Origin of the sequence: Streptomyces roseicoloratus (genome assembly GCF_004117935.1) — a bacterium.
Taxonomy (GTDB): Bacteria; Actinomycetota; Actinomycetes; order Streptomycetales; family Streptomycetaceae; genus Streptomyces; species Streptomyces roseicoloratus.
In genome coordinates, this window is the sequence record NZ_SDOY01000173.1 from 18,506 (window position 1) to 36,248 (window position 17,743).

General features: G+C 70.8%; 17 protein-coding genes and 2 tRNA genes. 13 read left to right on the plus strand and 6 right to left on the minus strand.

Going from position 1 to position 17,743, the window contains the following annotated elements; genetic code table 11:
* On the plus strand, positions 1-923 hold a 923-nt coding region (locus tag ESG85_RS36415; RefSeq protein WP_281288101.1), incomplete at its 5' end, for an MSCRAMM family protein.
* A gap of 223 nt (positions 924-1,146) precedes the next feature.
* Here ESG85_RS36415 and ESG85_RS31635 read toward each other — a convergent pair.
* Together ESG85_RS31635 and ESG85_RS31640 are read right to left on the minus strand one after the other, a co-directional pair.
* Entirely contained in the window at positions 1,147-1,560 is a 414-nt protein-coding gene (locus tag ESG85_RS31635; RefSeq protein WP_128984611.1) for a PIN domain-containing protein, read from the minus strand.
* The gene (locus ESG85_RS31640; RefSeq protein WP_128984612.1) at positions 1,557-1,820 is read right to left on the minus strand and encodes a CopG family transcriptional regulator; all 264 of its coding nucleotides are present in this window, start codon (positions 1,818-1,820) and stop codon (positions 1,557-1,559) included. Before ESG85_RS31640 ends, ESG85_RS31635 begins: the two co-directional genes overlap by 4 nt.
* Before the next feature lie 652 nt (positions 1,821-2,472).
* On the opposite strand from ESG85_RS31640, the gene ESG85_RS31645 reads away from it, so the two are divergent.
* The gene (locus ESG85_RS31645) at positions 2,473-2,934 is read left to right on the plus strand and encodes a hypothetical protein (protein ID WP_128984613.1); all 462 of its coding nucleotides are present in this window, start codon (positions 2,473-2,475) and stop codon (positions 2,932-2,934) included.
* A gap of 157 nt (positions 2,935-3,091) precedes the next feature.
* Here the strand turns inward: ESG85_RS31645 and ESG85_RS31650 are convergent, their stop codons facing one another.
* The 3 genes from ESG85_RS31650 to ESG85_RS31665 form a co-directional block, all read right to left on the minus strand.
* Entirely contained in the window at positions 3,092-4,576 is a 1,485-nt protein-coding gene (locus tag ESG85_RS31650; RefSeq protein ID WP_128984614.1) for a peptidase M16 family protein, read from the minus strand.
* A gap of 495 nt (positions 4,577-5,071) precedes the next feature.
* Positions 5,072-5,149: transfer RNA gene (locus ESG85_RS31660), tRNA-Arg, on the minus strand.
* Positions 5,150-5,338: 189 nt separating this feature from the next.
* Complete coding sequence (locus ESG85_RS31665; RefSeq protein WP_128984615.1) at positions 5,339-6,010, minus strand: hypothetical protein; 672 nt, start codon at positions 6,008-6,010, stop codon at positions 5,339-5,341.
* Positions 6,011-6,305: 295 nt separating this feature from the next.
* Here ESG85_RS31665 and ESG85_RS35210 point away from each other — a divergent pair, with 295 nt between their 5' ends.
* The 5 genes from ESG85_RS35210 (at position 6,306) to ESG85_RS31685 (ending at position 10,069) form a co-directional block, all read left to right on the plus strand.
* Entirely contained in the window at positions 6,306-6,944 is a 639-nt protein-coding gene (locus ESG85_RS35210; RefSeq protein ID WP_164986367.1) for a hypothetical protein, read from the plus strand.
* Between the two features lie 93 nt (positions 6,945-7,037).
* Entirely contained in the window at positions 7,038-7,331 is a 294-nt protein-coding gene (locus tag ESG85_RS31670; RefSeq protein WP_128984616.1) for an AbrB/MazE/SpoVT family DNA-binding domain-containing protein, read from the plus strand.
* A 21-nt stretch (positions 7,332-7,352) separates the two neighbouring features.
* Positions 7,353-7,670 carry a hypothetical protein gene (locus tag ESG85_RS31675; RefSeq protein WP_181019171.1) on the plus strand — a complete coding sequence of 106 codons (318 nt, stop codon included), beginning with the start codon at positions 7,353-7,355 and terminating at the stop codon, positions 7,668-7,670.
* Positions 7,671-7,808: 138 nt separating this feature from the next.
* Positions 7,809-9,002 carry an ATP-binding protein gene (locus ESG85_RS31680; RefSeq protein ID WP_246095469.1) on the plus strand — a complete coding sequence of 398 codons (1,194 nt, stop codon included), beginning with the start codon at positions 7,809-7,811 and terminating at the stop codon, positions 9,000-9,002.
* Positions 8,999-10,069, plus strand: coding sequence for a ParA family protein (locus ESG85_RS31685; protein ID WP_128984618.1), 1,071 nt, complete (start codon positions 8,999-9,001; stop codon positions 10,067-10,069). The genes ESG85_RS31680 and ESG85_RS31685 overlap by 4 nt, the downstream gene beginning before the upstream one ends.
* A gap of 449 nt (positions 10,070-10,518) precedes the next feature.
* Here ESG85_RS31685 and ESG85_RS31695 read toward each other — a convergent pair.
* A tRNA-Arg gene (locus tag ESG85_RS31695) sits at positions 10,519-10,590 on the minus strand.
* A 109-nt stretch (positions 10,591-10,699) separates the two neighbouring features.
* Here ESG85_RS31695 and ESG85_RS31700 point away from each other — a divergent pair.
* The 6 genes from ESG85_RS31700 (at position 10,700) to thrB (ending at position 17,691) form a co-directional block, all read left to right on the plus strand.
* On the plus strand, positions 10,700-11,212 hold the full coding sequence (locus ESG85_RS31700; protein ID WP_128984620.1) for a response regulator: 513 nt from the start codon (positions 10,700-10,702) through the stop codon (positions 11,210-11,212).
* Positions 11,213-11,452: 240 nt separating this feature from the next.
* Positions 11,453-12,496 (plus strand): ArgS-related anticodon-binding protein NrtL, encoded by a 1,044-nt coding sequence (gene nrtL, locus ESG85_RS31705; protein WP_128984621.1) that lies wholly within the window; start codon positions 11,453-11,455, stop codon positions 12,494-12,496.
* 12 nt (positions 12,497-12,508) lie between these two features.
* The gene (gene lysA / locus ESG85_RS31710) at positions 12,509-13,900 is read left to right on the plus strand and encodes a diaminopimelate decarboxylase (RefSeq protein ID WP_128984622.1); all 1,392 of its coding nucleotides are present in this window, start codon (positions 12,509-12,511) and stop codon (positions 13,898-13,900) included.
* Positions 13,901-14,089: 189 nt separating this feature from the next.
* Positions 14,090-15,388: a homoserine dehydrogenase gene (locus ESG85_RS31715; protein WP_128984700.1), complete on the plus strand. Its 1,299-nt coding sequence runs from the start codon at positions 14,090-14,092 to the stop codon at positions 15,386-15,388.
* A gap of 6 nt (positions 15,389-15,394) precedes the next feature.
* Positions 15,395-16,465: a threonine synthase gene (gene thrC / locus ESG85_RS31720; protein ID WP_128984623.1), complete on the plus strand. Its 1,071-nt coding sequence runs from the start codon at positions 15,395-15,397 to the stop codon at positions 16,463-16,465.
* A 308-nt stretch (positions 16,466-16,773) separates the two neighbouring features.
* Entirely contained in the window at positions 16,774-17,691 is a 918-nt protein-coding gene (thrB, locus tag ESG85_RS31725) for a homoserine kinase (protein ID WP_128984624.1), read from the plus strand.
* The last annotated feature ends 52 nt before the right edge of the window (positions 17,692-17,743 follow it).

The following is a 17,743-nucleotide window of genomic DNA, read 5'->3' on the forward strand; positions in this document are numbered from 1 at the left end:
CGTACTACTGGCAGGAGACGCAGGCGCCGGACGGTTATGACCTGCCGTCGCCGGCGGTGTTCGGCCCGCTGGTCCTGAACGAGGGCAATGCGGCCGCCGGGGTGGGCGTCACGGCGGAGAACTCTCGTACTCCCGTGGAGCCGGTCACGGGTGAGGTGCGGGTGTTGAAGACGGATGCGGAGACGGGCTCGGTGTTGTCCGGTGCGACGTTCCGTTTGTGGCGGGAGTCGAATGGCACGGACGGTTTGCAGACGGGTGGGGCGAATCCGGACACGGTGGTGGGGGATCCGTGTGTGACGGGTGCGGATGGTGTCTGCGAGCGGACGGTGGGGGCGGGTACGTACTACTGGCAGGAGACGCAGGCGCCGGACGGTTATGACCTGCCGTCGCCGGCGGTGTTCGGCCCGCTGGTCCTGAACGAGGCCAATGCGGCGGCGGGAGTGGGCGTCACGGCGAAGAACAGCCGCTCGCCGATCCCGCCGGGCACCGGCTCGCTGCACGTGTTCAAGACGGACGCCGACTCGCGGGTTCCGCTGCGGGGCGCGACCTTCGAGCTGTGGGAGGAGACCAACGGACGTCCCGGCCTCCAGACCGGCGGCAGCGACCCCGACACCCGTACGGGTGCGACCTGCACCACCGGCTTCGCCGGGATGTGCAGCTTCCGCGACCTCGACCACGGCACGTACTACCTCCGGGAGACCGCCGTACCCGACGGCTACGTGCTGCCGGACAACCCGGTCGCGGGTCCGTTCGTGGTGAGCGCGGAGCAGGAGGTCGCCTTCGCCCGGGTGAACAACAAGCGAGGCGAGAAGCCGGACCCGTGCGAGGACCACGGCTACGGCGACGAGGGCTACGGCTCCGAGAACCAGGGCCAGGGTTACGGCGAGTGCCGCGCCACCAAGCGCCACACTGACCGAGCCTGACAGCCCCACCCCCCACACAAACCGAATCCGGTCGAACCTGACCTGACCTGACCTGACCTGACCTGACCTGACCCGACCGAACCGACCGCCGGGGTGCCCCGGGGCTCACTGCCCCCGGGGCACCCCGGCCGTTCCATGGAGGCCGTACGGGGACAGAGGACAGGGCCTGATACGGCTGCCCGGAATTGGTGATCGGGTTTCGTACGGTCAGCCGCAGTCGCTGTCAGACCTCTATTACTGCGACGCGTCCACCGCACAGGGGGATGAGGTCCTCGGGGTCGGAGGTGAGGACGGTGACCGGTCCGGGTGCGGCGAGGGCGGTGGCGGCGAGCATGGCGTCGACGGCGTACTTGTGCCCGTGCAGGCCGGCGTCGGCGAGGAGGTCGGCGGCGTGGCGGGCGATCGGTTCGGTGATCGGCTCCACGACGAGACGGGAGAGTGTCCACTCCAGGGCCGGGCGGTTGATGCGGGGGTGGACTACCTCGACGAGGGTGGCCGCCGAGGTGATCACGCGCAGGTCGTCGGCGCGGGCCAGGGCGAGCCAGGTGGTGACCGTGCGGTCGCGCAGGACGGCCTTCGCCAGCCCTTCGCTGTCGAGGATGAGGGTGCCGCCGGGGACCGCGGGGGAGCGGGTCACGCCGCGCTCGCCCCGTGTTGGTTCTGCTCACGACGGGTCTGGGCGAGCTGGTCGCGCAGTGACTGGATCTCTTCGTCGGTGACGGGGCCGTGCTCGGCCTCGGCGACGGTGATGAGTTCGTTGAGGTTGTCGCGTTCGATCTGGCGGGCGACGGCGGCGGCCACGTAGGCGGAAAGGCCGGACGGGCCACTGCGGGCCTTGGCGGCTTCGGCGATGTCACGCGGCATGGTGATCGAGTACTTTCCGGTGGGCTCACTCATGCTACTTATCCTACCTCTCATCCCCCCTAGGCCCTTTCTGGCCGGCGCTGGAGCTTGAGAAGGACGGCATGGTGGGCTCCAGCGCGGCAGGGGGGTCTGCGCCGAAAGTAATCAGCACCCATAAATTGTCCGGGGGTGCGGTCTGACCGCGCCCCCGGACGCGTCTGGTCTGAAGGAGGCGTACGGTCGCGTGGGCCGACCCATGGGACGGCGGCCTCCGTCAGACGGCGGAGGCCGACTGCGAGGGAGCGGCACGTGGCGACGCCCTGGCGATCAGCGTCCTGCCGCGGCCTCTGCGGGCGAGGCGTTCGACCGTGACTTCACCCTTGTCGCTCTCGGCTCCCTCACTCTCCTCAGCCTTGGAACGTCGCTTGCGGGCCTCGCCCTCGGCTCCCGCCGCGCACGCCGCGCCGCCTCCCGGACGACTCCGCCCGACCGTGCGCCCGCCACCCCTGCCCACCTTCCCGCCGTCCTGCCTCTGCCCGAGGCCGGCGACGCACTGCACCGGGACCACCTGGCTGCCGTCAGCGGACTTCTCCTCGCGCGCGCAGGTCGCGAACGCGCCCCGAAACGGCGCCGCCCCGAGCCCGACCCGAGAACCGGACCGTGGTGGCGCTCACCGGTACTCCGTCGCATCACCGTCACCGCAGGCGTGTCCTGGGGCGCACTGATCGCCCTCGCCGCCATCGGCGCGCTGTCCGGACCGTGGTGGACTACAGCGGCCCGCCTCGCCACGGAACCTCCCCGGACCGCGACCGCGAAGGTCGAGCAGATGTACGACGACGAACCCCTGCCCCTGGAGCCCTGGCTGGTGCCCTCGGAGGCCAAGGCCAGCTTCACCACCGCGGACGGCCGCCGCGTCGTGACGGACATCGTGGTCACCGACCCTGTTCCGGCCGAAGGCGACACCCTGGCCATCGAGTACGCCGAGCGCTCGCCGTCCGCCGTACGGGTCATCGGTGACCCGGACCTCACCCGCGGATTGTGGCTGAGCGGCATCGCCGCCGCGCTGGTGCTCGGCCGCGCGGCCTTGTGCGCCCTCGGAACCGGCCGGACGCTGCGACGGGTGCTGCGCGCCGCCCGGCGTCACGCCACCCGTCCCGGCAGCCGGTGAGCCGCCCGCCGTCCCCGCCGAGCGGTAGCACTCCGGGTCGGCCGGGGTGGCTCGTCCGGCGAGAGGACATCGGAACGAACGGCCGTCGTCGGCGAGCCCGACGGCGACGGCCGACTGCCTTTCTCGTTCTCGAAGGCGGACGCGTCAGCGCCGTCGATCACTCCTCGCCGACCCAGTAGGCCGAGACGGGGTAGTGGAGTTCGCGGGGGACGACCGTGTCGAGGCGCTGCACGGCTGGGGCGATCTTGGCGAAGAGGTCGGGGAGAACCGGGATCACGCAGCCGCCGCGGCCGAAGACCACCCGGCCCGGGCCGTGGGCCTCGACGCCGACGACCTCGTCGAACGGGATCGCGTGCACGTCTCCGTCGGGGTCGCGCATCGCGATCACGTTGTCGCCGAGGACGAGGTGCGTTCGCCGTGCCGCCGAGCTGATCAGCCGTTGCAGGGATCCGGGTCGGAAGATCCGGCCCGGAGGCAGTTCGCGCGAGCGGACGCATCCGCCGGCCGGAAGGGGTGAGCCGTCCGGGAGCGCGAGGGCCGGTTCGACGCCGTCCGGCACCGCGAGCAAGGCGCTGCTCATGGACGTCGCGAAGGCGCGGCGGGCCTGGTCGGGGGTGACCGAGGACGCGGCGTCCAGCCACTCCTGCGCGTCGAGGGTGGGCTCGCCGAAGAGTTCGGCGTCGGCCAGGCGGAGCAGGTCGGACACAGTGTGCCGGGGGTCGGCGAGGGCTTCCTTGGCCGCTGCGACCTCTTCGGCGAGTTCGGCGGCGTCCGGCCCGTCGGCGGCCAGGCGCAGCGCCTCCGTCCACAGGAGTTCGGCGACGTGCTTCTCCTCGCCGTCCCGGGCGTCGACCCGCACGACACGCTCCCGGTGTCCGGCGCCGATCGCGCAGCGATCGAGGGCCACTTCGTAGGACAGGCCGTGCTCGTGCCGGGCCTTGGCAACCAGACGCTCGCGCAGGACGTCGACGGCGAGTGAGAGGGCGACGTCGTCGTGACGCTCGCTGTGGAGGGCGAGGCCCACGTGGGGGACGCACTCCTGCGACCAGGCTGGGCCGGTACCCAGCACGGCCGGCACGACACCTTCGCGCCGCGGCCGTTCGCCGCGCGGAAGCGGAAGCCTCAGTCCTTCTGGAGGCGGCCCGGACAGGATCAGGACGGCGTTGTCGGCGTGGAAGAAGCGCCGGACGTGCTCGCGTACGGCTTCGGGAGCGAGCCGGTCTGCTCCGGGGCCGCGCCAGGGGGCCAGGCCCGCGCCGGCGAGGCCGTACCGGCGGGAAAGCAGCGCGCCGGTGGTCGGGTGCTCGGGCTCGCCGGCCTCGGCGGCCAGCACGCCCGCTTCCCGGTCGAGCCGTTCGAGCGGTAGGTCGGACAGGGCCCCGCATACCGCTTCGAGGAACGCCGTGATCTGCTCCGGACGGCCTGTCGCGAGGAAGTCGGTGGTCCTGAGGTCGACGCAGGCGTTGTGGTCGTGGTGCAGGCGCGGCAGGGTGCTCATCGCCAGGTGTTCCACGAGGTGGGTGATGCCGAAGGTGCGGAAGGTCTCGTCCCGCACCCCGCAGCCGAACACCAGCGCCGCTTCCAGCGGCGGGGGCGCCTCCGTCCACAGAACGGTGACCCCGTCGATCTCTATGCTGTGCATGCCCGGACTTTAAGGCAACGCACCGACATCTGGCCCACGGCCGTCGCTGCGGCATGGTCCCCGGGCGGCCGGCTGGGGTGCGAATCAGGTCTGTGAGGTGATGTGGTCGATGACGGGGGGGTGAATGCTTCCGTAGGCGAGAAGTCCACATACTCGCAGTCTTCGAGGGGGGCTACGGGGGCGTGCCCGGGCGGCCAGTAGAAGGCCTGTTCTGCTTGGTAGACCTCCTCGCCGTTCTTGGTCACCATCTTCAGGCGCCCCTTGAGCACGAGTGGGGGCAGGAACAGAGGTCGTCAGGCAGGCCCTTCAGCGTCGGCCGCAGGTCTGCGCCAGCGGGCAGTCGCACGAATGCGACAGACAGATCTCCGCCGACCGGTTGCGTGCGGAGCTCGACCCCTCCGCCCTCGATCGCGATGGGCGTGCGGGGTCGTGTGGTCGCTGTCACGAGAAAAGGCCTGACCGGCGTTTTCGCAGGTCAGGCCTTCTTTCCGGAAGTGCCCCCGGCAGGATTCGAACCTGCGCACACGGCTCCGGAGGCCGTCGCCACTTCCGGTGTCTTCCCAGGTCGGCGGCATGTCTGACGTCATGTCAGGGGTTTGGTCCCGTGCATGTCCCGTGAGAATGAACGGTCTTGTTTGACGGCCATTCTGACCTCGATGTCCCGGTTGAGATCCTGGCGCGACGCGACGGAGGTCATGGGGCCTCGGTGTGCGCAAGGAGGTGGGTTCCCCATGCGACCGAGGGGGTACGTGATCGGGGGCGTTACTTCCGGCCGGGGGTCCATTTCATGCCGAGCCGGTACGCGCGGGAGATCACGTCTTGGACGCCAGGGCCGTCCTGCGGTGTGAACCAGCGCACCTCACGTCCGATGACGAGTTCGCCCTTCTGCCGCTTGATGAGGGCGATGGCGCAGGCGTGCGCCTGCGGCGGGCACTCGTCCAGAACGACCCGGAAGCGGTCGCCGCGTTCGGAGGTCAGGGTCACCACCGCGTCGAGGCCGCGGAAGTCGCCGGACCCCTCATAGATGTAGACGAAGAGCAGGAGTTTCTGGAACTCGGCCTGGTGGCCCAGGTTGATGACGAGGTTCTCTCCCATCTCCTGGGCGCCGGTCCGGTCGTCCGAGTCGAGGGCGACGTAGGGGAAGCGGTCCACTGCGCCGAAGGCGTTGCCCAGGGCCTGGACCACGGTCTTGGAGCCGTCGGTGCAGCGGATCATGCAGCCGAGGTCGAGATCCACCGTCCTGGCGGCGGCCGACCGCAGCGACGCCCGTATCCGGCTGAACAGACCACGGGCCTCGCCGGCCGCCCTCTGAGCGGCGGCCTGCGGCGAGGTCCAGTTGAGGTTGACCTTGATCAGCCCCGAGGTCACGCCGTGCTTGTCCAGGGAGACCGTGGGCGCGGCCTTCGTCAGGTTCACAGTGGCGGGCTTGGTCATGCGGCACCTTTCGGGAGCGTCCGGGGAGCCGGGGTGGTCGACGACCATACAGGCGGTGTGTGAGGCACCGCAGAGAATCGGTCGCTGACGGCCTGGCACGAGGATGGGCCCCTCGGCCGGGCGGCGGAGGGGGCGGGACGCGGAAGGCGCTTGAGTTGCTGAAGACGGCAACGGTTCGCAGAGGGGACGCCGTACTGATCCCTGGGATTGTTCGCCCTGCCGGCCGTTAGTGTGAGGGCCGTTGAAGGGGAGTCCGAGCCGGAGCGGAGCGCGGAGAGTCGCGCTCGGTCTGACGGTGATCGCTCAGGAGGCCGACCTGCCTCGCAGGCGGAAGGCGGCCCGGGACCGGACCCAGGGCCTTGATGCCTGGCTGACCGGCCTGTCATGGGACGGCCCTCAGGCTGGTGCGAAAGGGCTCAAGCGGAAGCACCACGGCAAGCTCCCGCAGGACCTCCAGGACGCGTACGGCGCCTGCGAGGGACGACTTGCCGAGCTGCTGGCCGTGCCGTCCGGCACTGTCCCGAGCACTCCCGCTCCGGAGACGGGGGAGGCGCCCCGGCCGGCCGGGACCAAGCTGTCAGAACTCGCTGCTGTCGTTCGCTCCCTTCTGGAAGACACCGCGCGGAACCGGGCCGTGTTGACGTGGTCCGCGATCCGGCACCGGCTGAACGTGGAACTTCCTCACCTCCACCCGGACGATCAGGGGCAGGTACTTGTCCTCGCCGACGCGGACACACCGGCGGACGAACCGCTCCTCTCAGCCTTGGTCACGACCAACCAGGGGGATCTCCACCCGCTGTACCGACACGTGGCCTATTCGCTCGGCCGGGAGACACCCTCGGGGCAGGACGAACTCCACGCACGGTGGCAGCTGGATGTCCTTCGGCTCTACGGCATCTGGAAGCACCACCGACCCAATGATGGCAGAATGTAAGAAACTCAGAAAGTTGGAGACTCGCACTTTCTTCGGGTTCTGGGTAATCTGGGGGGACGAAGAAGACATGGGATGGAGAGAGGGAGGTCACCCATGGCCGCGACCACGTTCCATGCCAGCGTGCGCGACAAGGGGCAGCTGACGTTGCCCGCAGGGGTGCGCGAGGCGCTGGGAGTCTCCCCGGGCGACGAGCTTGAGTTCGCGATCAACGACGCGGGTGTCGTCGAGGTTCACGGGCTGCGGAAGATCCGCACCGATCAGGCGTGGTTCTGGACGGAGCGGTGGCAGGCGGGGGAGCGCGAGGCGAGCGAGGACATCGCGGCCGGACGCACGACCCGTCACGAGGACGTGGACGAGATGTTCGCGCACCTCGGCAAGGAGAACTGACCCCGACCCCTGGGAGGCCCATTGCCGACTTTCGAGACGACCGCTCGCTTCGACCGCGACTTCAGGAAGCTCCTTCCGGAGGAGCGGGCGCGGTTCCAGGCGACCATTCGGGACAAGTTCGTGCCGGATGTGACCAGCGGGCGGTTTCGGCCCGGCCTCCGGGTCAAGCCGGTCCAGGGGGTTCCGCTCCCCGCCGGCGCGCGTCCCGTCATGGAGATGACCTGGGCGCCTGACGGGCGTGCCACCTGGCAGTACGCGGACGAGGTCCGCGCGGGTGAGCCGCACATCATCTGGCGCCGCGTCGGCGGACACGAGATCTTCGATCCCGGTCCTGCCTGAGGGACAGAGGGCCGTCGACCGGCGGATGCCGGTCGACGGCCCTCGTGCGGTCCTTGGGCGCACAGCCCCGGCGAGCGGCTGAGAGGCGGGCCCGTGCGTGGGCGGTCGGAGAGTGAATCCGCACGGCAGAATGGGCCCGTGAGCGACGAAGACGCGGACCTGGCCGAGATCCTGGGGACCCAGGAATCCGCATGGCTGGAGTTCAAGCGCAGCCCCAAGCGCGAGGGGAAGCGGGGCGACGCCATTGGCAACGCTGTGTGTGCCATGGCCAACGACCTGTGTGGCCGTGGCGGGGGCGACATCCTGGTTGGCGTGGACGACAACGGCCTGCCCGTCGACGTCGACGTGAGCGACCGGGCGCTGCTCCAGCTCACAGAGATCCGGGACTCCGGCCTCATCCTCGACCGCCCGTCCCTCACCGTCGAGCGGGCCGTCTACCGGGGCAAGCCCGTCGTCCGGCTCCACGTGGCCGCGTCCGCGACCCCGCCGGTACGGTTCGACGGTGTCATCTGGGTCCGCCCCGGCCCCACCACGCGGAAGGCCAACCGGGAGGACGAGCGGGTCCTCACGGAGCGCCGTCGGGCCAGGGACCTTCCCTTCGACACGCGCCCGCTGGAGCTGGCCCGCGTCGACGACCTGGATCTGGACGTGTTCCGGCAGTCGTACCTGCCGTCGATGGTCGCCCCGGACGTCATCGAGGAGAACGGCCGTCCCATCGACCTTCAGCTCTCCTCGCTCCACCTCGCCACCCCGGCCGGCTCGCCGACCACGCTCGGTGTCCTGGCCGTCGGACTGGATCCGACCAGCCAGGTACCCGGGGCGTACGTCCAGTTCGTCCGCTACCAGGGCACCGACCTGGACGCCCCGATCGTCGACGAGCAGGAGCTCCGGCAGAACCTGGTGGGGCTCTCGGCGCGCCTGGAACCACTCCTGCGCAGCAACCTCCGCACCCGGCTAGTGGAGGACGGATTCCGGGAGACCCCGCGCCCGGACTATCCGCTGGAGGCGCTGCGTGAGCTCTGCATGAACGCCGTCATGCACCGGAACTACGAGACGTCCTACGCGCCGACCCGGATCGTGTGGTTCGACGACCGGATCGAGATCACCAACCCCGGCGGCCCCTTCGGCCAGGTCCGGGACGACAACTTCGACCGTGTCACCGACTACCGCAATCCGTCCCTGGCCGCCGCGCTGAAGGGCCTCGGGTACGTGAACCGCTTCGGCCGCGGTATCGGCCGGGTGAGAAGGGCGCTGGAGGACAACGGGAATCCGCCCGCCGAGTTCCAGGTGGACGATTCGTCGTGGGTCGTCGTGATCAGGAGAGCCGCATGACGTCGATCGCGCTGTTCAACAACAAGGGAGGCGTGGGAAAGACCACCCTCACCTACCACCTGGCCCACATGATCCGGCGCCTCGGCCTGAGCGTGCTGGCCGTCGATCTGGACCCCCAGGCCAACCTGACCTCCATGTGCCTGGACGAGACCGAGATCGAGGACCTGTGGGAGAACCCCTCCGAACTCATCAACCAGGGTGCGGCGAAGGCGGGACTCCCCGGTACCGGGCGGGTGCGCAGCGGACAGACCATCGCCGACGCCGTCCGTCCCATCCTCGAAGGCACCGGTGACATTGCGGCCGTCGAGCCCGTCGAGCTCCAGCCGGGGCTCTGGCTGCTGCCGGGAAGCCTCGACCTCAGCCGCTTCGAGGACAAGCTGTCCAACGAATGGTCCCGCGCCTACGCAGGTGACATCGCAGCGATCCGTACGTCCACGTCGTTCCATCGGATCATCGAGCAGGCCACACGGACCGTCGGGGCGGACGTCGTACTCATCGACGTCGGCCCCAACCTGGGGGCCATCAACCGCGCCGCCCTGATCTCGGCCGACACGGTACTGATGCCGCTGGCCGCCGACCTGTTCTCGCTCAAGGGCCTCAGCAACCTGGGGCCGACGCTGCGCCAGTGGCGCGCCGACTGGCAGCAGCTCGTCCTGCCCAGGGTGCCCGCGAACATCTCCGCGCCCCAGGCCGAGATGCGCCCCCTCGGGTACGTCATCATGCAGCCGGAGATGCGCCTCGACCGGCCCGTCAAGGCGTACGAACGGTGGCTCAAGCGGATTCCGTGGGTCTACTCCTCGGCCGTCCTCGACGAGGTGGAACCCACCCGCGAGGACGGCCGGCACCGCATCGCGACCATGAGGAACTACCGGAGCCTGATGCCTCTGGCGCACGACGCCCGGAAGCCAATGTTCGACCTGAGGCCGGCCGACGGCGCCCTGGGCAGCACCCAGCAGTACGTGAAGACCTGCTTCAAGGAGTTTCAGACACTGTCCCGTGAGGTGCTCGCGCGGATCGGCGAGCCTCTGGAGGAGGCCCGCCCGACGGCACCGGCGGACCGGCGTTAGCGCTCCGTCGCGAAGGACACGAAGCGTCCAGCCCTCGTGGTTGACTGCGAAGGGGCGGCGCTCCAGGCCGCCGAACGGGCGGGCAGCAGCATCGAGGTGCTCATGACCCGGTACGCGAAGTGTCTCTACGGCCGCCAGGCCCTCGCCGATAGGCGCGTCGACGCGTTCCTGGACGAATGCAACCGAGGATCCGTCACACTCCTCGCGGCGAACCGATCGGTCCACGCGGCCCTCGCGTCCCGCGTATGTCCCGCGCGAGTCGGTTTCGAGGGACCGGACAGGCGTGACCTCGTAGACGTGCCGTGACAAAAGAGCAGTTCAGGGGCGTGCGGGTATGCAGAGAGGTGGTTAGTGCAACGGCCATATGCGTCGTGTGCCTTTTGGCATGAACAAGAAAGCCCTGACTTGCATTTCTGCAGTTCAGGGCTTCTTTGGCGCTTCTTGCGAAGTGCCCCCGGCAGGATTCGAACCTGCGCACACGGCTCCGGAGGCCGTTGCTCTATCCCCTGAGCTACGGGGGCGTTGCCGCTCTCGCGGCGACGGGAAGAACACTACCAGCTCCCGCAGGGTGCCTGTGAACAGGTATTTCCGCCGCGTCACCACCGGGGTCTTCCCTCGCCCGGGTCAGAAGTGGGCAAAAGCCGGACGCGGGTGCTCCCCGCGACCTACTCTCGACGTGTGTCAGGGGTGTCCGGGCGGGTGCTGGTTGTGGATGACAACCGGGTGATTCGCCAGCTGATCAGGGTCAATCTCGAGCTCGAGGGCTTCGAGGTGGTGACCGCGGCCGATGGTGCCGAGTGTCTGGATGTCGTCCACGAGGTCTGTCCGGATGTCGTCACCCTCGACGTCGTCATGCCCAGGCTGGACGGGCTGCGCACCGCCGCGCGGCTGCGCGAGGACCCGCGGACCCGTCATCTGCCCGTGGCGATCATCAGCGCCTGCACCGAGTACGAGGCCGACGCCACCGCCGGCCGGGCCGCCGGGGTCGACGCGTTCCTCGCCAAGCCCTTCGAGCCGGCCGAGCTCGTACGGGTCGTCCGGCAGCTCATGCAGCAGGAACGGCGCGAGCCCCGCGACGGTGCCGACGCCGACTCCGAGGAGCCGTCCGCAGTGAGCAGGAGCGGCCCTCGTACCGAGGGATAGAGATAGGGGCCGCCCCGCTCGGTGCCCGGTGCCGCCTGTCCGGTGTCCGCCTGCCCCGGCGCCCTGCGCCTTCCTGCCCCATGCCCGCCCCGCCCAGTCGCCGACTGCCCCGCCCCACCCAGTGGCCGACAGCCCCGCCCCGCCCGCTCCCCGGCTCCCCCGCCCCGCCCGCTCCCGCCCCCCGCCCACATGGCGAAACCCGTTCGCGTTCCCTCCCCCCTCCTCCCCTACGCTTGACCCGTGACCCCCGCGGACCTCTCCCTCACCGTGCTGCACGCCGTGCGCCGTGCGGTCGACGAGGGTGTGCTGGACGTCGACGTGCCGGAGAGCGTGCACGTCGAGCGGCCTCGGGCCGGGGGGCGTGGGGACTACGCCAGCAGCGTCGCGCTCGTGCTCGCCCGGGGGGCCGGTGTCGCGCCGCGCCAGGTCGCCGACGTGCTCGTCGAGCGGCTGCTGCCGCATCCCGCGCTCGACCGGGTCGACGTCACCGGGCCCGGTTTCCTCAACTTCACCCTCCGCCCCGACGCCCAGCAGGAGCTCGTCCGGACCGTTCTGCGGGACGGGATCCGGTACGGACACCAGCCGCCGAACGGCGGTGCCCACCAGCCCGTGCACCGGGCCGACGTGCGTGCCGCCGTCACCGCCGACGCCCTGCGGAGGATCCTCTGCTCGCAGGGGTACGTCGTCCGGGTGGCCTGCGAGGGCGCGGTCGAGTCCGCGTGGGGGCTGCTCGGCGCGCTGACCGAGGCCGGGGGCGCCCGGGGGCACCTTCCCACCACCGTCGCCCCGCTGCCCGTGCCGTACGACGCCGCCGAGCTGCACCGCCGCCTCGGTGCCGACGCCGCCCGCTGGGGGCTGCTCTCCGCCGCCGCCCACGACCCGGCCAGGGTCGGCGACGAGCTGCTGCGGCAGCATGAGGGGAACGCCTTCTTCCGGGTGCGGTACGCGCACTCCCGGGCCCGCGCCCTGAGCCGTAACGCCGCGCAGCTCGGGTTCCGCGGCGAGCCGGTCGAGGCCGTCGACGCGCCCACGCTCGCCGCACTCCTCCGCGATCACCCCGCCGTGCTCGCCTCCGCCGCCCGCCTCGGCGCCCCCGATCGGGTCGCCCGGCACCTCGAGGCCGTCGCCGACGCGCTCCTCGCGTTCCAGCACACCGTTCTGCCCCTCGGCGACGAGAAACCCTCGGCCGCCCACCGTTCCCGGCTCGCGCTCGCCGAAGCCGCCGGGACGGTGCTCGCCGGTGGCCTCTCCCTGCTCGGCATCAGCGCACCCGACCAGATCTGAAAGACGCACACCATGAGCCGTTCCGCACACCCCGCCGGGCCCCGCCACGCCGACGTCCTTCCCGAGGGGCACTACTCCGCTCCGCCCGCCGACCTCAACCGGCTCGACCCCAAGGTGTGGTCCCGTACCGTCGGCCGTGACGAGCGGGGACGGCTCACCGTCGGCGGACTGAGCGTCGCCGAGCTCGCCGAGGAGTTCGGCACGCCGGCCTACTTCCTCGACGAGGACGACTTCCGCACCCGCTGCCGCGCCTGGGCCGACGCCTTCGGCAGCGACGCCGACGTCTTCTACGCCGGCAAGGCGTTCCTGTCGCGGGCCGTGGTGCGCTGGCTCAAGGAAGAGGGGCTCAACCTCGACGTGTGCTCGGGCGGCGAGCTCAGCACCGCGCTCTCCGCCGGCATGCCCGCCGAGCGCATCGCCTTCCACGGCAACAACAAGAGCGAGGACGAGATCCGGCGGGCCGTCGAGGCCGGCGTCGGGCGGATCGTGCTCGACTCCTTCCAGGAGATCGTCCGGGTCGCCCACATCGCGCAGTCGCTCGGCAAGCGGCAGCGCGTGCAGATCCGCGTCACGGTGGGCGTGGAAGCGCACACCCACGAGTTCATCGCCACCGCGCACGAGGACCAGAAGTTCGGCATCGCGCTCGCCGGCGGCCAGGCCGCCGAGGCGGTGCGGCGGGCGCTGCGGCTCGACGGGCTCGAGCTCATCGGGATCCACTCGCACATCGGCTCGCAGATCTTCGACATGGCCGGCTTCGAGGTGTCCGCGCGGCGCGTCGTCCAGCTGCTCGCGGAGGTGCGCGACGAGCACGGGATCGAGCTGCCCGAGATCGACCTCGGGGGCGGACTCGGGATCGCGTACACCTCCGAGGACGACCCGCGCGAGCCGCACCACATCGCCAAGGCGCTGAACGAGATCGTCACGCGCGAGTGCGAGGCCGCGGGGCTGCGCACGCCGCGGATCTCCGTCGAGCCCGGGCGCGCCATCGTCGGCCCGACCGCCTTCACCCTCTACGAGGTGGGGACGGTCAAGCCGCTGGAGGGGCTGCGGACCTACGTCTCCGTCGACGGCGGCATGTCGGACAACATCCGTACCGCCCTGTACGACGCCGAGTACAGCGTCGCGCTGGTCTCGCGTACGAGTGACGCCGAGCCGATGCTCAGCCGGGTCGTCGGCAAGCACTGCGAGAGCGGGGACATCGTCGTACGCGACGCGTTCCTGCCCGCCGACATCGCGCCCGGAGACCTGATCGCCGTGCCGGCCACCGGCGCGTACTGCCGCTCGATGGCCAGCAACTACAACCACGCGCTCCGCCCGCCGGTGGTCGCCGTACGGGACGGAGAAGCACGGGTCATCGTGCGCCGTGAGACGGAGGAAGATCTCCTGCGTCTCGACGTCGGGTGATGAAATAGTCAGGTGATGGAAACCCTGTCTCGCCATTCGGACCAGGGCCGGAAACGCCCGTCCGGTGAGTGAGACTGGTTCCACCCGTGGGGAAACGGGACGAGGATTCCCGCCCGCGGACCGAAGGAAACAGGTGACCGCAGAAATGCGGGCGCCGAAGTCGATTCGTGCGAGAGACGAGGTCGGATGATGCGTTCGCGTCCGCTGAAGGTGGCGCTGCTGGGCTGTGGAGTGGTCGGCTCAGAGGTGGCGCGCATCATGACGACGCACGCCGACGACCTCGCCGCGCGCATCGGCGCCCCGGTCGAGCTCGCCGGCGTGGCCGTCCGCCGCCCCGACAAGGTGCGCGGGGGAGTGCCCGCCGAGCTGATCACCACCGACGCGACGGCCCTCGTGAAACGCGGGGACATCGACGTCGTCGTCGAGGTCATCGGCGGCATCGAGCCGGCCCGCTCCCTCATCACCACCGCGTTCGAGCACGGCGCCTCCGTCGTCTCCGCCAACAAGGCACTGCTCGCCCAGGACGGCGCGACCCTCTACGCCGCCGCCGACCAGCACGGCCAGGACCTGTACTACGAGGCCGCCGTCGCCGGCGCGATCCCGCTGATCCGGCCGCTGCGCGAGTCCCTCGCCGGCGACAAGATCAACCGGGTGATGGGCATCGTCAACGGCACCACCAACTTCATCCTCGACAAGATGGACACCTCGGGCGCCGGCTACTCCGAGGCCCTCGACGAGGCCACCGCGCTCGGGTACGCCGAGGCCGACCCGACCGCCGACGTCGAGGGCTTCGACGCCGCCGCCAAGGCCGCCATCCTCGCCGGGATCGCCTTCCACACGCGCGTGCGCCTCGACGACGTCTACCGCGAGGGCATGACCGAGGTCACCGCCGCCGACTTCGCCTCCGCCAAGCAGATGGGCTGCACCATCAAGCTGCTCGCCATCTGCGAGCGGGCCGCCGACGGCGGGTCCGTCACCGCGCGCGTGCACCCCGCCATGATCCCGCTCAGCCACCCGCTCGCCTCCGTCCGCGAGGCGTACAACGCCGTCTTCGTCGAGGCGGAGGCCGCCGGGCGGCTCATGTTCTACGGTCCGGGCGCCGGCGGTTCGCCGACCGCCTCGGCCGTGCTCGGCGACCTCGTCGCCGTCTGCCGCAACCGTCTCAACGAGGCGACGGGTCCCGGCGAGTCCGCGTACACCCGGCTGCCCGTGAGCCCCATGGGCGAGGTCGTCACGCGGTACCACATCAGCCTCGACGTGGCCGACAAGCCGGGCGTCCTCGCCCAGGTCGCGACGGTCTTCGCCGAGCACGGGGTGTCGATCGACACCGTACGCCAGCAAGGACGTCAGGACGGAGACGGCGAGGCCTCCCTCGTCGTCGTCACCCACCGCGCGCCCGACGCCGCCCTCTCCGGGACCGTCGAGGCGCTGCGCAAGCTCGACACCGTGCGCGGTGTCGCCAGCATCATGCGTGTTGAAGGGGAGTAAGGACCCATGACCAGCAAGGGCACCCACCAGTGGCGCGGCATCATCGAGGAGTACCGGGACCGTCTTCCGGTCACGGACACGACGCCGGTCGTCACGCTCCGTGAGGGCGGCACGCCGCTCGTCCCCGCTCAGGTCCTCTCCGAGCGCACGGGCTGCGAGGTGCACCTCAAGGTCGAGGGCGCCAACCCCACCGGCTCCTTCAAGGACCGGGGCATGACCATGGCCATCTCCAAGGCCAAGGAGGAGGGCGCGCGGGCCGTCATCTGCGCGTCCACCGGCAACACCTCCGCCTCCGCCGCCGCGTACGCGGTGCGCGCCGGCATGGTTTCCGCCGTTCTCGTCCCGCAGGGGAAGATCGCGCTCGGCAAGATGGGGCAGGCGCTCGTGCACGGCGCCAAGATCCTCCAGGTCGACGGAAACTTCGACGACTGTCTGACGCTGGCCCGCGCGCTGTCCGAGAACTACCCGGTGGCGCTGGTCAATTCGGTGAACCCGGTCCGCATCGAGGGTCAGAAGACCGCCGCGTTCGAGATCGTGGACATGCTGGGCGACGCGCCCGACATCCACGTGCTGCCCGTCGGCAACGCCGGCAACATCACGGCGTACTGGAAGGGGTACCGCGAGTACGCCGCCGACGGGATCGCCTCCCGCACGCCGCGCATGTGGGGCTTCCAGGCCTCCGGCTCCGCGCCGCTGGTGCGCGGCGAGGTGGTCAAGGACCCGTCGACGATCGCCACCGCGATCCGCATCGGCAACCCGGCCTCGTGGGACTACGCGATCGCCGCGCGCGACGAGTCGGGCGGCTTCATCGACGAGGTGACGGACCGTGAGATCCTGCAGGCCTACCGCCTGTTGGCCGCTCAGGAGGGCGTCTTCGTCGAGCCCGCGTCGGCCGCGTCGGTCGCCGGTCTGCTGAAGGCCGCCGCCCAGGGCAAGGTCGACCCGGGCCAGAAGATCGTCTGCACGGTCACCGGCAACGGTCTGAAGGACCCCGACTGGGCCGTCGCCGGCGCCCCCCAGCCGGTCACCGTGCCGGTCGACGCCGCGGCCGCCGCCCAGCGCCTCGGCCTCGTCTGAATCCGGCCGGAAATCGACGCATTGCGCGGTGCGCCGTGAGGGGTGCACTGTAGGTTCCTGATCGGATGTCAAACCCGATCAGGAACCTACATAGGCGCACAGTTTGGCGCGCGACACGCATCGTGCGCCTCCTGTGCGCCCTATGTCGCGACAGAACCTTCCTTCGATAGGCTGTACCGAACCCGCCCCGACGCATATGCGTCGTGTTGTTGCCGTTGCCGCGCCCGAGGCGCGAGCGGCCCCCGGGGTTCTCCGTACCTCCACCGAAATTCCCCGTAAGTCCGCACGTCAAGGAGAGTCATCGAGCGATGGCCGGTCCCGCGTTCCGCGCCGCCGCCGTACGGGTGCGCGTCCCCGCCACCAGCGCCAACCTCGGCCCGGGCTTCGACGCCTTCGGCCTGTCGCTGGGGCTCTACGACGACGTCGTCGTCCGGGTCGCCGACTCCGGGCTGCACATCGACATCGCCGGAGAAGGCGCCGACACCCTGCCGCGCGACGAGAGCCACCTGCTCATCCGCTCCCTGCGCACGGCCTTCGACCTGCTCGGCGGGCAGCCGCGCGGGCTCGAGGTCGTCTGCGCCAACCGCATCCCGCACGGGCGCGGCCTCGGCTCCTCCTCCGCCGCCATCTGCGCCGGCATCGTCGCCGCCCGCGCCGTGACCATAGGCGGCGACGCGCGGCTCGACGAGACCGCGCTGCTCGAACTCGCCACCGAGATCGAGGGCCACCCGGACAACGTCGCCGCCTGTCTGCTCGGCGGCTTCACCCTCGCCTGGACCGAGGCCGGCGCCGCTCGGGCGATCAGGATGGACCCCTCGGATTCCATCGTTCCGGTGGTTTTCGTCCCCGGGAAGCCCGTGCTGACGGAGACCGCCCGCGGCCTGCTCCCGCGCACCGTCCCGCACGTGGACGCCGCGGCCAACGCCGGCCGGGCCGCGCTCCTCGTCGAGGCCCTGACCCGCCGGCCCGAACTGCTGCTGGCGGCCACCGAGGACCGGCTGCACCAGGAGTACCGGGCGCCCGCGATGCCCGAGAGCATCGCCCTGGTCAACCGGCTGCGCGCGGACGGCGTGCCCGCGGTCATCTCCGGCGCGGGCCCGACGGTGCTCGCACTGGCCGAACACGGGACGGCCGACAAGGTCGCCCTCCTTGCGGGTGAGGGCTGGGCCGCCAACCGGCTCGACCTCGACATGCCCGGCGCGAGCGTCCTGCCGCTGGCGACCTGACGGGCGGCGCGCGGTGTCCGGGCCGGAAAAGGCCCGGATCTGCGCGGACACG

Excerpts from the sequence above, each read along its gene's own strand:
- ESG85_RS31640 (WP_128984612.1), bottom strand. The coding sequence starts at position 1,820 with ATGAGTGAGCCCACCGGAAAGTACTCGATCACCATGCCGCGTGACATC.
- ESG85_RS31650 (WP_128984614.1), bottom strand. The coding sequence starts at position 4,576 with ATGCACAGCATAGAGATCGACGGGGTCACCGTTCTGTGGACGGAGGCG.
- ESG85_RS31665 (WP_128984615.1), bottom strand. The coding sequence starts at position 6,010 with ATGACCAAGCCCGCCACTGTGAACCTGACGAAGGCCGCGCCCACGGTC.
- ESG85_RS31670 (WP_128984616.1), top strand. The coding sequence starts at position 7,038 with ATGGCCGCGACCACGTTCCATGCCAGCGTGCGCGACAAGGGGCAGCTG.
- ESG85_RS31685 (WP_128984618.1), top strand. The coding sequence starts at position 8,999 with ATGACGTCGATCGCGCTGTTCAACAACAAGGGAGGCGTGGGAAAGACC.
- lysA (WP_128984622.1), top strand. The coding sequence starts at position 12,509 with ATGAGCCGTTCCGCACACCCCGCCGGGCCCCGCCACGCCGACGTCCTT.
- ESG85_RS31715 (WP_128984700.1), top strand. The coding sequence starts at position 14,090 with ATGCGTTCGCGTCCGCTGAAGGTGGCGCTGCTGGGCTGTGGAGTGGTC.
- thrC (WP_128984623.1), top strand. The coding sequence starts at position 15,395 with ATGACCAGCAAGGGCACCCACCAGTGGCGCGGCATCATCGAGGAGTAC.
- thrB (WP_128984624.1), top strand. The coding sequence starts at position 16,774 with ATGGCCGGTCCCGCGTTCCGCGCCGCCGCCGTACGGGTGCGCGTCCCC.